The 15,938-nt window shown below is 60.0% G+C and carries 13 protein-coding genes; 11 read left to right on the forward strand and 2 right to left on the reverse strand.

Annotated elements, in window-relative coordinates:
* Nucleotides 1-200: hypothetical protein (locus EN846_RS35615; protein WP_135899035.1), on the forward strand; the 200-nt coding region annotated here is incomplete at its 5' end.
* A gap of 297 nt (nucleotides 201-497) precedes the next feature.
* Here EN846_RS35615 and EN846_RS27180 read toward each other — a convergent pair.
* Nucleotides 498-1,517, reverse strand: a complete 1,020-nt coding sequence (locus EN846_RS27180) for a GlxA family transcriptional regulator (RefSeq protein WP_206519992.1) — start codon at nucleotides 1,515-1,517, stop codon at nucleotides 498-500.
* A gap of 125 nt (nucleotides 1,518-1,642) precedes the next feature.
* On the opposite strand from EN846_RS27180, the gene EN846_RS27185 reads away from it, so the two are divergent.
* The 4 genes from EN846_RS27185 to EN846_RS27200 are packed head-to-tail and all read left to right on the forward strand — an operon-like array spanning nucleotide 1,643 to nucleotide 6,676.
* A complete protein-coding gene (locus EN846_RS27185; protein ID WP_127243071.1) occupies nucleotides 1,643-2,893 on the forward strand; it encodes a sarcosine oxidase subunit beta family protein in 1,251 nt (416 codons plus the stop codon).
* Between the two features lie 9 nt (nucleotides 2,894-2,902).
* A complete protein-coding gene (locus EN846_RS27190; protein WP_127239372.1) occupies nucleotides 2,903-3,193 on the forward strand; it encodes a sarcosine oxidase subunit delta in 291 nt (96 codons plus the stop codon).
* Nucleotides 3,190-6,123: a sarcosine oxidase subunit alpha family protein gene (locus EN846_RS27195; RefSeq protein WP_135899039.1), complete on the forward strand. Its 2,934-nt coding sequence runs from the start codon at nucleotides 3,190-3,192 to the stop codon at nucleotides 6,121-6,123. Before EN846_RS27190 ends, EN846_RS27195 begins: the two co-directional genes overlap by 4 nt.
* Nucleotides 6,116-6,676, forward strand: coding sequence for a sarcosine oxidase subunit gamma (locus EN846_RS27200; RefSeq protein WP_127282610.1), 561 nt, complete (start codon nucleotides 6,116-6,118; stop codon nucleotides 6,674-6,676). The genes EN846_RS27195 and EN846_RS27200 overlap by 8 nt, the downstream gene beginning before the upstream one ends.
* A 92-nt stretch (nucleotides 6,677-6,768) precedes the next feature.
* Here the strand turns inward: EN846_RS27200 and EN846_RS27205 are convergent, their stop codons facing one another.
* Nucleotides 6,769-7,578: an IclR family transcriptional regulator gene (locus tag EN846_RS27205; RefSeq protein WP_127239370.1), complete on the reverse strand. Its 810-nt coding sequence runs from the start codon at nucleotides 7,576-7,578 to the stop codon at nucleotides 6,769-6,771.
* 354 nt (nucleotides 7,579-7,932) lie between these two features.
* On the opposite strand from EN846_RS27205, the gene EN846_RS27210 reads away from it, so the two are divergent.
* The 6 genes from EN846_RS27210 to EN846_RS27235 all read left to right on the forward strand — a co-directional run bounded on the left by EN846_RS27210 (nucleotide 7,933) and on the right by EN846_RS27235 (nucleotide 15,837).
* Nucleotides 7,933-9,375: an amidase gene (locus EN846_RS27210; RefSeq protein ID WP_127282609.1), complete on the forward strand. Its 1,443-nt coding sequence runs from the start codon at nucleotides 7,933-7,935 to the stop codon at nucleotides 9,373-9,375.
* Nucleotides 9,376-9,960: 585 nt separating this feature from the next.
* Nucleotides 9,961-10,938 carry an ABC transporter ATP-binding protein gene (locus EN846_RS27215; RefSeq protein WP_348626858.1) on the forward strand — a complete coding sequence of 326 codons (978 nt, stop codon included), beginning with the start codon at nucleotides 9,961-9,963 and terminating at the stop codon, nucleotides 10,936-10,938.
* Nucleotides 10,928-11,947 (forward strand): ABC transporter ATP-binding protein, encoded by a 1,020-nt coding sequence (locus EN846_RS27220; protein WP_127239368.1) that lies wholly within the window; start codon nucleotides 10,928-10,930, stop codon nucleotides 11,945-11,947. The genes EN846_RS27215 and EN846_RS27220 overlap by 11 nt, the downstream gene beginning before the upstream one ends.
* A 126-nt stretch (nucleotides 11,948-12,073) precedes the next feature.
* On the forward strand, nucleotides 12,074-13,753 hold the full coding sequence (locus EN846_RS27225) for a peptide ABC transporter substrate-binding protein (RefSeq protein ID WP_127282608.1): 1,680 nt from the start codon (nucleotides 12,074-12,076) through the stop codon (nucleotides 13,751-13,753).
* A gap of 97 nt (nucleotides 13,754-13,850) precedes the next feature.
* Nucleotides 13,851-14,858, forward strand: coding sequence for an ABC transporter permease (locus EN846_RS27230; protein WP_127239366.1), 1,008 nt, complete (start codon nucleotides 13,851-13,853; stop codon nucleotides 14,856-14,858).
* On the forward strand, nucleotides 14,851-15,837 hold the full coding sequence (locus EN846_RS27235) for an ABC transporter permease (protein ID WP_127239365.1): 987 nt from the start codon (nucleotides 14,851-14,853) through the stop codon (nucleotides 15,835-15,837). The genes EN846_RS27230 and EN846_RS27235 overlap by 8 nt, the downstream gene beginning before the upstream one ends.
* The last annotated feature ends 101 nt before the right edge of the window (nucleotides 15,838-15,938 follow it).

Below are 15,938 nucleotides of genomic sequence, written 5' to 3' on the forward strand. Positions count from 1 at the left end.
ATCAGATCTGGGAGAAATTCAAGGGCCTCAGCAGAGAGAACGTTCACCCGCGGTGGCAGGACGAGATCCTCTCGGCAATAGGCAACCTCGAAACGGCAGGCCTTGGGCCCCTTCTGGATGCCCTCTCTCGACGGGGCAGGCGATATGCCGAAGAAGACGCCGCGCGTGAACTGGCCCGATCTTCCGAAGCGTTCCAGTGATTCGTCGAGACGGACGGGCAAGCACATAACTGGTATCCAAACGGCCAAGGCCGCTATGGTCTCGGAAGATTTTCCTGAGGCGGGTTGGGGGAGTGTCATGTAGCCCTGCTCTCGTCGACGATATGTCGAAGATTGTCGATGCCGTCTGGATGAAGACGAGGACAGCTTCGCTTTATTCGGCGACCAGATTGCCAAGTAGGCGCTCAGGCCATCCTCTTGCGAGAACATCTCGGCTCGAGGATTGCGTAAAAAGTTTTCGTCTGGCCGACGAGAAGCTCGAGGTTGTGGAGACCTTTCCTAGTCTACACTTGACCGCCCCCCAAAATGCGTCCTGGCGTGATAATTTTCGCTATGGCGGCGCTGTTTGCGGTGGGTTGCGGGACCCACGCCGAAATGGGCCTGAAAGGCCCGTGAGAAATGACTGCGGTTGGAAAAGCCTGTGGCCAGCGCGACTTCGACGAGCGGCAGGTTTGACTGTTGGAGAATCTCGTCGGCCTTCTCCAACCGTAAAGACCGATAGAACTGCATCACGCTCTGTCCTAACTGTTCCGTTGCCAACCGCTCTAATTGCCGCATCCCAATACCACTCAAGTGTACCAGATCGTCCAGCTTCAGCGGGTCCGCAATGTGGCTTGTCATCAATTGCACCATGGCGACCAGAGCGGGATGGCGCAGATCGTACCTGCGTATTGGGTCCAATTGCTGAGGGGCCTCGGCCTGCCGGATGCCGGTATGGATGAACCAATCGCTGACCGCACGGGCCAATTCCACACCGTGATCTGAAGCGATCAGCGCATGGGTCATGTCTAGGGGGGCCATGCCGCCCGCGCAGGTGAAGCGGTCACGATCGATGACGAACAGCCGCCGTTCGATGAGTGCGTCGGGATACATCTCCCGCATTGCATCAATGTGCTGCCAGTGAATTGTGAACCGGCGTGACGACATCACACCCGCTGCCGCCAGGATTGCCGCTCCGCCTGAGATTCCGCCCAAAGGCACACCCGACCGGGCGAGACGGCGCAGCCAAGCGAGGATCCTGTCGTCTCGATAGGTGAGCGGGTTGCCGCCGGCGACGACGAAGAGAATATCGAAATCAGTGCCTGCTTGTGAAACAGGTTCGGTCTCGAACGCGCCCGAGACGGAACTGCGCATCCACCCGCCCTTGGCCGACATGAAGTTCAGATCGTAAACAATCCGCCCGCTAAGCAGGTTGGCGGCGCGCAGCGGCTCGACCGCGGAGGCTGCGGACATCAGGGCATAGCCTTCGATCAGCAGGAAACCGTATCGCCGCGGGCTGCCGAGATTCCCGTCAATCATCCCGTTGAAAATCCTATCATCCACATCGTTCGCCCATGTCCGGCAAAAGCACACATGAGTCAATTTTGAAAACACCTCACTGCCCTTGCCGTGACATAGTCTCGGCGGTCCAAGGAGTACTTGATATGAAGTTTTCCGGATTCCGCATCTTTGCTGAAGCGCTCAAGGGTCACACCGGGTGGCGGCCGCTCTGGCGCAACCCTGAGCCCAAGCCCGCCTATGACTACGTGATCATCGGCGGGGGCGGTCACGGCTTGGCGACAGCGTATTATTTGGCCAAGAGTTTCGGGCGATCCCGTATCGCCGTGCTGGAGAAGGGTTGGCTCGGATCCGGGAATGTCGGGCGAAACACGACGATCATCCGGTCGAACTACCTGCTTGCTGGCAACGAGCCCTTCTATGAGTTCTCGATGAAGCTCTGGGAAGGACTGGAGCAGGAACTCAACTTCAACGCTATGGTTTCCCAGCGCGGCATCATCAACCTGTTTCATACGGATGCACAGCGTGATGCCTTCCGCCGCCGCGGCAACTCCATGATGCTAGCAGGTGCGGGCGCCCGGCTGCTAGGTCGAGAGGAACTGCGCGCCATGGTTCCGTTCCTGAACTACGAGAACGCGCGCTTCCCGATCAAAGGTGGCCTGATGCAGCCGCGTGCCGGCACCGCGCGGCACGACGGCGTGGCCTGGGGCTATGCGCGCGGGGCCGACAGCCACGGCGTGGACCTGATCCAGAATTGCGAGGTGACCGGTTTCCGGCTCGATCGCGGCAAGGTGCGTGGCGTGGAGACATCGCGCGGCTATATCGACGCCGACAAGGTCGGGGTGGCGGTGGCGGGGTCCTCGGGCCGCGTTATGGCAATGGCTGGAATGCGGCTTCCGATCGAAAGCCATGTCTTGCAGGCCTTCGTCACGGAGGGGCTCAAACCCACCATTCCCGGTGTGATCACGTTCGGGGCAGGCCATTTCTACATCAGCCAGTCCGACAAGGGCGGACTTGTCTTCGGCGGCGATATCGACGGCTACAATTCCTTTGCCCAACGCGGAAACCTGCCGGTGGTAGAGGACGTCGCCGAAGGCGGTATGGCGCTGATGCCGATGATCGGGCGGGCGAGGCTGCTGCGCATGTGGGGGGGGGTGGTGGACATGTCGATGGACGGTTCGCCGATCATCGACCGCACGCAAATTGATGGCCTCTATTTCAACGGCGGCTGGTGCTATGGCGGCTTCAAAGCGACGCCTGCCAGCGGCTATGCCTTCGCCCATCTTCTTGCCACCGGCGCACCCCACGAGACCGCGCGCGCCTACCGCATCGACCGTTTCGCACGCGGCCATGTGGTTGACGAGCGCGGCGCCGGTGCCCAGCCCAATCTCCACTGAGGCGGTCCAATGCTGATCCCACATCCACTTCTGGGCCCGCGCGATGCGCAGGAATTCACCTATCTGGGCGACGCGCGGCTCATCGACCGTCCAGACCCCTCCGCGCCCGATGCCGAGGCCGCTTTTTGCGATTACGTCTTCCTGCGCGACAACCCGGCGGGCGTGCACCGCGAACTGTGGTTCCACGAGCAGGGCGACCGGTCATGGCTGGTGGTCACGCGCGACACGGTCACCCATGAAGTCCTCGGTGCGGAGCTGGCCCGCAATGTCGCCCTTTCGCGGACGAGGTGCGGCAAATGACACGGCTAACCGGAGGGCTGATCGACCGCTCGCAGACCTTGAACTTCAGTTTCGACGGCAAGCGCTACCAGGGCCATCCCGGCGACACGCTCGCCTCGGCGCTGCTGGCCAATGGCGTTCGTCTGATGGGCCGCAGCTTCAAGTATCACCGCCCGCGCGGGGTTCTCTCGGCCGGTTCGGAAGAACCGAACGCTCTCGTCGAACTGCGAACGGGGGCACGGCAGGAGCCGAACACGCGAGCCGCGGTGGTGGAGCTGTTCGAAGGGCTGGAGGCGCGAAGCCAGAACCGCTGGCCTTCGCTCGGATTCGACGCACTGGCGATAAATGACTTGTTGTCGCCCTTCTTGACGGCCGGCTTCTACTACAAGACTTTCATGTGGCCGAAGGGCTTCTGGGAAAAGCTTTACGAGCCGGCGATCCGCAGGGCGGCAGGCCTCGGGCGCCTTTCAATGCAGGCCGACCCGGATACATACGACAAGGGTTTCCTGCATTGCGACTTTTTGGTCATCGGCGGGGGGGCGGCCGGGCTTGCTGCGGCGCTGACGGCGGCGCGCGGGGGCGCACGTGTGATTTTGGCCGACGAGGATTTCCGCCTGGGCGGGCGGCTTCTGTCCGAGACGGGAACGCTGGACGGAGGGCAAGCCACCGACTGGGTCTCAGCGTTGGAGGCTGAATTCGAGAGCCTGCCGAATATTCGCGTGATGCGTCGCACCACGGTTTTCGGGGTCTATGACCACGGCATCTATGGCGCGGTGGAAAGCGTGTCCGATCATCTCCCAGAGGCGAGCGGGCGTGTGCGCCAGACACTCTGGCGTATCACGGCGAAGCGCGCGGTACTGGCGGCGGGCGCGACAGAGCGGCCCATCGCCTTTGCCGACAATGACCGTCCCGGGATCATGTTGGCCGGCGCGATGCGAACTTACGCCAATCGCTGGGCGGCATGCCCGTCCGAGACGGTCGCCGTCTTCACCAATAACGATGACGGTCATCGCACCGCGCGCGATCTGGCCGCCAAGGATGTCCAGATCGCCGCCGTCATCGACGCGCGCCCCGAGGCGAAGGCTCGCGGTGACTACCGACTGATCGCGGGGGGCATGGTGACTGGCTCACGCGGCCGGCTTGGCCTGAAGTCGATCGAGGTTCAGGCAAACGGCAGGTCCGAATGGATTGAGTGCGGCGCGCTCGGGGTCTCTGGCGGCTGGAACCCGAATGTGCATCTCTTTTCGCATCATCGCGGTCGGCCTATTTGGAATGAATCGCTGCAGGCGTTCCTGCCTGGGGAGGATGGTCCTCCAGGATTAATTCCGGCAGGTGCGGCGGCGGCCAATTTTTCCACCGCCGACGCCTTGCGTTCCGGCGCGCAAGCCGCAAAGCGTGCGATGGACGAACTTGGAATCGCCGCATCGTCGCCCGATTTGCCGCGCGCGGAGGAGGCAGACTACAAGGTTGCGCCCGTGTTCAATGTACCCGGCAAGAAGCGCGCCTGGGTCGATTTCCAGAATGACGTGACGGTGAAGGACATCAAGCTCGCCCATGCCGAGAACATGCGGCCGGTAGAGCATCTGAAACGCTACACGACTCTGGGCATGGCGACGGACCAAGGCAAAACCGCAAATGTGACCGGTCTTGCCGTGATGGCGGAGCTGACCGGGAGAACGATCCCGGAAACTGGAACAACGATTTTCCGCCCGCCTTACATTCCAGTGACGCTCTCGGTCCTGGGCGGCGGCGATATAGGGCGGCATTATAGACCACGCCGCCTCACACCCACCAATCACTGGGCCGAGGGGCAGGGCGCCGTGTTCGTCGAGGTCGGCCAGTGGATGCGCGCGCAATATTTCCCGCGAGCGGGCGAAACGCATTGGCGCCAGAGCGTGGACCGCGAGGCCGGGGCCGTGCGCAGCGCGGTGGGCCTGTGTGACGTGACCACGCTCGGCAAGATTGATGTTCAGGGCGCGGACGCGGGCGAGTTTCTCAACCGCCTTTACTGCAACATCATGGCCACGCTGAAAGTCGGCCGTGTCCGCTACGGGCTTATGCTGCGCGAAGACGGATTTGCCTATGACGACGGCACCTGCGCGCGGCTGGCCGAGGATCATTATGTGGTCACCACGACGACTGCCAACGCCGGTCTGGTCTATCGCAACATGGAATTCGCGCGGCAATGTCTGTGGTCGGACCTCGACGTCCAGCTCATCTCCACGACCGATGCGTGGGCACAGATCGCGGTCGCCGGGCCGAAGTCGCGCGCTCTGCTCGCCCGCATCGTTGACGGGTTCGACCTGTCGAACGAGGCCTTCCCCTTCATGGCCTGCGCGGAACTCACCGTCTGCGACGGCCTTCGCGCGCGGCTCTTCCGGATCTCCTTCTCGGGCGAACTCGCCTATGAAGTTGCGGTTCCCGCACGCTTCGGCCACGCATTGATAGAGCGGCTGATGGAACTGGGAGCCGATCTTGGAGCGACGCCCTATGGCACCGAGGCTCTGGGCGTGCTGCGGATCGAGAAGGGCCACGCCGCCGGCCCCGAATTGAGCGGACAGACGACGGCCGCCATGGTCGGACTTGGCAGTATGGTGTCGCAGAAGAAGGATTCCGTCGGCGCTGTGATGTCGCGGCGCGGGGGCCTTGCGGGCGACAGGCGACGCCTGGTGGGGCTGCGGCCCGTCGATCCGGCCGGGAAGGTGGTCAGCGGCTCGCATCTTTTTGCGGAAGGCGCACCGCGGAAATGCGATACCGATCAGGGCTGGGTCACCTCGGCCTGCTACAGCCCGCATGTCCGCTCGATGATCGGGCTCGGATTCCTAGAAAAGGGCGATGAACGGCTGGGCGAGGTAATCGTGGCTGCGAACCCGCTCGAAGGTGAAAGCGCGCGCCTGCTGGTCGTGCCTGCCTGTTTCGTCGACCCCGAGGGAGAACGTCTTCGTGAGTGAGCTGATACCCATCACGGCGCTCGGTGCCGCACTACCACGCCTCGCTTCGTTCGGGGCGTTGGAGATTCGGGAGAACGTTGGTCTGGCGCTTGCCTCTCTGGCGCTGCGCCGCGGAACCATTGGGCCTAGGCCCTTCGGGCTCACTCTGCCAGGACCAGGCCGCTGGATTGCGGGGCAGGGGGTTGCCGCGCTGTGGACCGGGCCGGATCAGTGGATGATCGAGTATGAAGGCCGCGCCGATCTGGGTTTTGCCGCCGAGCTCAAGCAATTCGCCGCCGGCTGCTCGGTGACCGAGCAGACCGATGGCTGGGTCGCTTTCGAGATTGTATTGCGGGCCGGGTCAAGGCCTCTCGAGGCATTGCTTTCGAAGCTTATCAACATCGATCTCGCGGACTTTGGCCCAGGTCGCGCGAGGCGTACCGGCATTGAGCATATGAGCTGTTTCGTCATCCGCCGCAGCGAAGCTCATGTCGCCGTTCTGGGGGCGCGGTCATCCGCCGCATCGCTCTGGCACGCGCTGGAAACAGCGGCGAAGCGGCTGGAACGAAAATAACATGACCGGCCACGTCGTCATCGAACAGGACACAGTTTGCGTCACCTCGCGCCCAGGGCCCGCACCCCCACGACGCGTTTAGGGCGTCTACTTCATATCGTGCGAGCGCCTTGATATCCTAGCCTCCGCGAGATACTCGCGGCCGCATTCATGACAACAGGCGCCAGCTGAAGTTCACTTTGCTGAGTGAAATGAAAAACCGGCATCGTAACGGCAATTGCCGCCACAACTCTCCCTCTCCGGTCGTGGATGACGGCTGCGATGGCGGCGGTCTCAGGAATGAACTCGCCGACGTTCAGCGCGTATCCTCGTTCGCGCACGCAATGCAGCTCGCGTTCAAGAGCACTCCTCTCGGTGATCGTGCGGTCCGTATGACGTTCTAGGCCGAGAGCCAGAACTTCTTCCAGGGTTGACGCAGGCATCTGCGACAGCATGACTTTTCCAGTAGCTGTGCAATGCGCCGGGTTGCGGCGCCCTGGTGCAGCGACATGCTTGATCGACCCGGGACCAAGTACGTGCTCGATGTTGATAGCCTCCGTCTTGTTCCAAAGACTGAGTGAGGCCGTTTCCCTCGTGCTTTCGGCAAGTTCCTCCAGATGGGGTCGCGCCACACGGACCACGTCAAGTTCAGCAAGAAGCCTGCTCGCCAGCGCGATCAGCTCAACCCCGAGCACAAACCGTCCCGTTTCTTCGTCACGTTCGACGAATCCGTTGTGCTCAAGCGTCGACAGTGTCCTCGAAACCGCGCTCGCATGCTGTTCTAGCCGCCGCGCGATCTCATTCACTCCGATCGGCCTTTCACTCGCGCCGACGATCCTCAGCAGATTCAACGCGCGTTGAACTGTTGTAACCTCCCCAGGGGCTCGGTCACGGGCGTTCGGGGGATAATTAACAGGATCCATCGATGACTCCTCAGCTCCACTTGACAACTGTTTACACCCCTGTCACATTCCAAATGAAATTGCAACAGCGTTGCATTATTTGCAACACACGAGGTCTATATCCCTTAGTGGCATAAGCCCGTGCTTCTCACGGCCGCACCTCCTCCTTCAACAAGACCTCCACGTTCTCGATTGGGGACTGACAATGGCGATTTCACCAGCCGACCTGCGTTTCCATCGTTCTGGAGACACGTGTGCTTTCGATCCGGTCGCTATTTGTCATGGATACCGGCTTCGGCGTTGGCAATCCGGGCAGGTTGAGAACACAACCGCGCCAGCCCTCAATAGAGCAGTTGGCGAGTAAGGATCTGCCGAATGAGATTGAGCGAATATGCGGACCACGATGCCACCGGTTTGGCCTCTCTCGTGAAGGCGGGCGAAGTGACGGGTTTGGAGCTGACCCAGTTGGCGCGGGCGGCGCATGATGAGGTCAACCCACGCATCAACGCCGTCATAGAATTCTACGACGATGCCGAGACAGTTGTTGTCGCGGACGAAGGCATCTTCGGCGGAGTACCTTTCCTCCGCAAGGATATCGGCGCTACCGAATCTGGGCGCCTTCAAGAACAGGGCAGCCGTCTCTTCAAAGGATATCGGCCCCGAACCGACAGTCACTATTTTCGCCGCGCGCGACACGCAGGGCTCCGTACAATCGGGAGAACAACATGCCCGGAGTTGGGTACCTCAGGTATGAGTGAATCCATTCTCAATGGCGTTACCGCCAATCCATGGAATTTGGAACGATCTGCAGGGGGCTCGTCATCGGGCGCCGCCGCGGCGGTCGCGTCGGGCATTACACCTATTGCACATGCCAGCGATGGGGGCGGGTCAATTCGCATTCCTGCATCCTGGTGTGGTCTTGTCGGGCTCAATCCCTCCCGCGGACGTGTTTCAGGTGGGCCGAACAACCAAGACGCATCGTTTGGTCGCACTCGCGAATTTGTTCTCTGTCGAACGGTGCGCGACATGGCCGCCGCATTAGACGTCCTTTCGGGCCCTCATCCTGGAGATCCATTTATCATTGTCCAGCCTGGCCGCCCGTGTGTGGAAGAGCTATCTCGACCTACTGGTAGTCTCCGGGTCGGAGCCGCGCAGACCAAATGGGGCGGGACCGACGTTGAACCACAAATCCTTCAGGCAGTGGATACAATTGCCTCGCTTCTGGAGGATATGGGCCATCTGGTCACCGAGATCGACCCACCGTATGACCCCGGGGAGAGGACGAGGATATCGCTCGGCGCCTGCGCTCTCAATGCAAGGTCACTTGAAGAAGCAGCGCGCGGCATAGGTCGAAAGGTCGACGAGAACACCTTGGAACCTGTCAATCTCAAGCTTTATGAGTACGGCCGATGCTTTCCACCCGCCTCCATGGGAGACTTACTCGAGGACATCCGGAGATTCCGATATCGGGTCGGCGAAGCGATCGATGAATTCGATATTTTGCTGACGCCTACGATGCCAATTGTTGCCCCGCCTCATGGAGGCATTTACTGCACGACCAACCCGACGGTTTCCGCCGCGGAATTCCTGGACGCGGATGCTGCGACCGGAATCTATGGGTACATGAGTGTCTTCAATATTAGCGGGCATCCATCGGTGTCGTTGCCGTTGGTCCAAAGCGCTGATGGCTTGCCAATCGGGCTCCAAATCGTCGGCCGTTTCGGTGATGAGGCAACGTTGGTGCGTATCTCGCGCGATCTCGAAGAGGCATGCCCATGGCGACGCCGACATCCAAGCCTGCGAGCGGGGCGCAACTGACAAGCGTCTCTGGATATCTCGCTACCGATGAAGAGGTCGCCCGTCCGCCGAGTGGAGGAGCTTTCGACTGACTAGGCAAAATTGTTGGTTCTTCAGGGTGCCAACAGTTGCACATAGGAACAATGGGATCGCTCGATGAGCTGAATCGGCCGCTGGGTGCTCGCACAAAGATGAAGCCGCGAAGCCAGTCCACATCCGCGCGAACTCGACTGCAATAGGGGCGTAGTGCTCCAATAGTCTCTTACAATTCGCTAATCTAATAAGTTCTTGAATCATCTAGATTCTAGATGATGCCATATACAAACTATAATTGACCAAGGACGCTCGTCAGTTGATTGTCAGCGACAGTCGCCGCTGGCCATCAATCGGCTCCGCAAAATAAAAAATAGAAGTGCCGGGTCACAGCCGAAAATAGGGAGGAATGCCGATGATTTCCGTCGCCGTTCTGAATACACGCGTGCTCCTGCTTGGGACCCAACGGACAGAGCGATTAGGCACTCAGGTGGAGGCCGCTCGGTGAACCAAGGAGGGGTGGCTTTGGCGGAGCCAATATCGCGCAGAACAAATGAGGCGCCTGTCTTGCAGGTGTCGGACCTGCGGATTGTTTTCAGGACCCGCGACACCGCGATCCATGCGGTTAACGGCATCAGCTTCGAACTTCGGCCCGGCGAACTGCTTGGCGTCGTAGGTGAAAGCGGCTCTGGCAAGAGCGTCACGATGATGTCGCTCATGAAGCTTCTGCCGTCGCCGCCAGCCGAAATCGTATCTGGGCGGGCGTGTCTCGGGGACCGGGATCTTTTGTCGCTCCCCCCCAGCGAAATGCGAAAGGTTCGCGGTGGCGAGGTTGGGTTCATCTTCCAGGACCCGATGACCTCGCTCAACCCGGTCTTTACAGTCGGCTACCAGTTGATGGAGCCGTTGCGCAAGCATTTCGGGCTCGGCCGGAGAGAGGCGCGAATGCGTGCCATCGAGCTTCTCTCTCGCGTAGGCATTCCCTCGCCGCAGGACAGGATAAGCGACTATCCGCACCAGTTCTCAGGCGGGATGCGCCAACGGGTGATGATCGCCATTGCTCTTGCCTGTAACCCGAAAGTGCTTATCGCGGATGAGCCAACGACCGCCCTCGACGTGACGATTCAGGCCCAGATCCTGGATCTCGTCCAGAAGTTGCGCCAGGAAATCGGCATGAGCATTATCTGGATCACTCATGATCTCGGCGTGGTAGCGGGGATCGCGGATCGAGTGATGGTGATGTATGGCGGACTTGTTGTCGAGTCTGCCGCTGTCGACGATCTCTACGCAAATCCCAGTCATCCGTACACGCGCGCGCTTCTGGAAACGTTGCCGCGGGCCGATATGTCGGGTCAGGAACGACTGAAGAGCGTTGGCGGCCAGCCGCCCCACCTCACCGTCTTTCCGACAAGCTGCCCGTTCGCGCCACGATGCCCCTACGCCTTCGACCGGTGTCGCAGCGAAAGTCCGCCGCTGATGTCTGTAAGCCAAGGTCACGATGCGGCGTGCTGGTGGGACGTAACCGAGGGGAGGGCGCGTGATGATTTCTGAGCCCAGCACACTCAAGAGAGATAAAAGGGTCAGCGACGATGACGTGCTGCTCCGTATTAGTAACCTGAGCTTGCATTTCCCGACCTATCGGGGAGTCTTCGGCCGGCAGGATGGCGGCATCCGAGCGGTGGACGGAGTGAATTTGGACGTTAGGCGCGGTCGGACGTTAGGCTTGGTCGGCGAGAGCGGCTGCGGCAAGACGACTACGGGGCGTGTTATCCTGCGCCTTTACGACCCGACCGGTGGTCGAATCGTATTTGATGGCGAAGACATCACGCACATCGGGGGCAACAAGCTGCGCCGCATGCGCGCGCGCATGCAAATGATCTTTCAGGATCCGCAGGCCTGCCTCAATCCTCGCATGACCGTGGGTTCGATCATCGCCGAACCGCTCAATGAGCACGGTGTGCTGAGAGGCACGGAAAAGGAGAGGCGAATCTGCGAGTTGCTCGATTCAGTAGGCCTCAATCCAAAATTCGCTAACCGATACCCGCACGAATTTTCAGGCGGCCAACGCCAACGTATTGGCATCGCCCGGGCGCTCGCCCTGAGTCCAGAATTCATTGTCTGCGATGAACCGATCTCCGCCTTGGATGTCTCGATTCAAGCTCAGGTGGTCAATCTCCTCAAAGACCTCCAGGAGCGGCTCTCGCTGACATACCTCTTTATCAGCCACGATCTTTCGATGGTCCGTCACCTCTGTGACGATGTCGCGGTGATGTACCTGGGCAAAGTAATGGAGCTCGCCCCGCGGGATCTCATCTACAAAAATCCAATGCATCCTTACACAAAGGCTTTGCTCTCTGCAGTCCCTGTGCCCGATCCGAGACTCGAGCGAGCGCGCCAGCGCATCGTCTTGAAGGGCGATGTACCGAGCCCGGCTGATCCTCCTTCGGGATGTCGCTTTCGCACCCGCTGCCCGGTCGCGTTCGACAGGTGTGCGGTAGAGCAACCGGCTTGGCGAAAGCTGGCTGGAGATCGCTGGGTCGCTTGCCACAGGGCCGAGTGAAGCGAGGGAGGCAAGGTCCCTCGCACGAAGTTCGCGCCAGCGAGTACGCGACCTATGAGCACGGATCTGGCGTAAGGCAACGGGCTCGACTAGCCGAGCCTGATTAGAAAAAGAGGAGAACACAGAATGTTTAGATTGAAATCGCTTCTAACCGGGGGGGTCATTGCTACCTTACTGGTAACGTCTGCGTTTGCCAAACGCGGCGCAGACGGCATCGTCAAGATCCTGAATTGGCAGGCGCCGTCGATGATGAATCCTTACCTCGCGGGAGGGGACAAAGAGGTCATTGCAGCATCGTTGGTGCTCGAGCCACTAGCCGGTTACGACGAGAATGGTGTGCTTTTCCCGCGGCTGGCCGCGGAGATCCCGACCGTCGAGAACGGCGGCGTCGCCGAGGACCTCAAGTCGATCACCTGGAAGCTGAAATCGGGCCTCAAATGGTCCGACGGTTCGCCGGTCACCTCGAAGGATGTGGTTTTCACCGCCAACTACTGCATGGACCCGAAGGTTGGCTGCGCAGCACTTGCTGGGTTCCAGGGTGTCGACAAGGTCGAGGCGCTGGATGATCTGACCGTGAAAGTGACGTTTAAGGAGCCGACTGGCGTCCCCTATACTCTCTTTGTCAGCCAGTGGTCTCCGATCATCCAGGCCAACCAGTTCGCCGACTGCCTTAGCGCAAAGGCTCCGACCTGCACCGAAGCCAATTTCTATCCGATCGGCACCGGGCCGTTTGTCGTCACCAGTTTCAAGCCAAATGACGCGATTCAGCTAAAGGCCAACCCGAACTACCGCGACGCGAACAAGCCCGCTTTCGCCGAGGTCAACGTCAAAGGCGGCGGCGATGCGCTCGGGGCGGCCCGTGCCGTGCTGCAGACGGGCGAATATGACTACGCCCTGAACTTGCAGCTCGCTCCGGACGTGCTGAGCGAGATGGAGAAAGGGGACAAGGGCAAGGCTGGCTTTACCTTTGGGACGACAGTTGAGTTCCTCTTCATGAACCTGACCGATCCCTCGCCCAGCCTCCCGCCGGAGGAGCGTTCGACGGCGAAACATCCACACCCGATTCTCAGCGACGTTCGCGTGCGCAAGGCTCTGTCGATGGCTCTAGATCGCGCGAGGTTGAGCGACATCGGCTACGGCTCCATGGGCAAGCCCACCTGCGACTTCGTTCCGGCGCCGCCGATCTTCGCCGCCGGCAGTACGAGCTGCCTGCAGCAGGACATCCCGGGTGCCAAGAGGCTTCTTGACGAGGCGGGCTGGAGGCAGGGTCCTGATGGAATCCGGGGGAAGGACGGCGAAAAGCTAAAGCTCACTTTGGTGACCACGACCAACCCGGTGCGCAACCAGTTCCAGGCGATCATCAAGCAGTGGTGGCACGATATAGGCGTTGAGGTAGAATTGAGGAGCATCGACGCTTCGGTCTTTTTCGGAAGCGATCCGAGCAATCCGGAAACGTACAGTAACTTTTATGCCGACGCCCAGATGTGGGCCAACTACTTTAGCGGTTCCGATCCCGGCGCATATGCCGAGAGCTACACCTGTGGCCAGTCGCATGGAAGCAACACCCCGCGCTACTGCGACACGAACTACGACGCGCTGGTGACAGAGCTCGGAAAGACCGCTGATATCGAGAAGCGCGGCGAGATAGTCAAAAAGCTCAATACCATTTTAATGGACAGTTACGCGATCATGCCGCTGGTCTGGCGCGCTGGCGTCTCGGGGATCTCCAACACGCTGGGCGGCACTGCCAGTAACGCCTGGGATTCCGAGTTGTGGAACGCTCAGGACTGGTATCGCAACAAGTGAAATTGGCTGCGCGTTCTTGCAAGAGCGCCCGCCTTTCCATGTCCCACGCCGGCCGCGGTCACTATTGCCCCGGCCGGCAGCAATATAGGTACGGCGCATGCTCAACTATGCCATCCGACGACTGCTTATCTCGGTCCCGACCTTGTGTTTGATCAGCCTCGTGATCTTCTCACTGCTCAAAATGGCGCCTGGCGATCCGCTATCGCAGTTGCCCCCTTCTCTTCCGCCCGAAGTACGCGCGAACATGCGCGCCGCTCTTGGCATCGACGAGCCGCTGTTCGTGCAGTATCTCCTTTGGCTGAAGCAGTTCTTCGTGATCGAGCCGCTGCATGGCTTCGACGTTCTTTTCGGGACGCATTTTACGGACGGTATGCAGCGCATCATCTCCTGGCAATCACGCGGTCCGGTCTTCAGAATCATCGCCGAGCGGCTTCCGCAGACGCTGTTAGTCGTCGGCCTCGCCTATATCGTAGGCCTGCTAATTGCCCTCCCGATCGGTATTGTCTCGGCCTACAAGCAATATTCTGTGTTCGATCAGATCGGCACGTTCCTTTCAATGCTCGGCCTTGCCGTGCCGTCTTTCTTCTCGGGCGTTCTGGCGATCTTGATCTTCGCTGTGTATCTCGATTGGCTTCCCACTATCTATAACACCAATCTCATCGTCAACAGCTGGAGCAGCTTCATCGAGCAGCTTCGGCAGATGGCCATGCCAGTGATGGTGCTGGCGGTTCAGACTACAGCCTCCATCAGCCGCTATCTACGCTCGTCAATGCTCGACAATCTCAACCAGGACTACGTCCGCACGGCTCGGGCCAAGGGCATGGGCGAGAATGTCGTCGTGTTGATCCATGTGTTGCGCAATTCGATGATCCCGGTGGTCACTGTTATCGCGCTCGGGCTGCCAAGCATCTTCGCCGGCGCCATCGTCACCGAGCAGATCTTCAAGGTTAATGGAATCGGTGAACTCCTGATAACTGCCATCTACGCCAACGACGTGCCGATGGTGCAGACACTGGCCTTCATCTTCGCAGTGCTGATCGTCGTCTTCAACCTGATCGCCGATCTGTTCTACGGCTTGCTCGATCCCAGGATTCGCTATGATTGATCTGCTTAGCTACAACAAGCCGAAAGAAGTTGCCGAGGCGTTTGTTTCTCGATCGCCAACTACCGATCCCGTCGCCAGCGTTGAGTCCTTGTTGCTCGGAGCGCCGTCGCGCAATCAGTGGTGGGACGTCTGGGACCAGTTCAAGACCCACAAGGGCGCGCTCGCCGGGGCGGCCGTCTTCTTCCTGATTGTCGTTGGTGTCGTCTTCGGCCCCTTCGTTTGGCGCGTAAGCCCCACCTATATCGACTTCATGACTATGAACGCGGGACCAAGCTGGGCCCATCCGTTGGGCACCGACCAGCTTGGTCGCGATCTACTTGCGCGGATGATGACGGGCGGTCGCATATCGATCGCCGTCGGCCTGGCGGCAATGGTCATCTCTATTTTTCTTGGCACGCTTGTCGGTGTCCTTACCGGTTACTTCAAATCCCTTGATGGGCCATTGATGCGGCTCACCGAACTCTTTCTTTCATTGCCGGTTCTCCCACTGCTATTGATCGCAGTAATGCTGTTCCGTGATGCAGTGGCAAACGTTTTCGGACGCGATCTGGGGAGTTTCATCCTCATCGTGTCGATCATCGGCGTGATGAGCTGGATGGGCACGGCACGCATCGTGCGCGGCGAAGTGTTGGCCGTCAAGCAGCGCGAATTCGTAATGGCTTCGCGCAGCATCGGCACCCCGCCGCACCGGATCATTTTTCGGCATGTGCTGCCCAACGTCATGTCGCCGATCATTGTCTCGGCCACTCTCGGCATCGCCGACGCGATTATCACGGAAAGCGTGCTGTCGTTTCTTGGCTTGGGCTTTCCACCAGATTTCCCAACATGGGGGCGGCTGCTCTTTGACGGGATTGGTTATATGCAGATCTATCCGCAACTGGTGCTGTGGCCGGGTATTGCGATTTCGCTAACCGTCCTCAGCGTCGCCTATATCGGCGACGGTCTCAGAGATGCGCTCGATCCACGACTGCGGCGATGATTCAGGTTTTGACCAGAAATCATACCACCGGAACAGCTGAGGCAGTAAGAGACCTATGCCCACCATCAGAAGCAGAACTTGCGATGGCAACACGGATCCTA

Source organism: Mesorhizobium sp. M4B.F.Ca.ET.203.01.1.1 (assembly GCF_004791025.1).
GTDB lineage: Bacteria > Pseudomonadota > Alphaproteobacteria > Rhizobiales > Rhizobiaceae > Mesorhizobium > Mesorhizobium abyssinicae.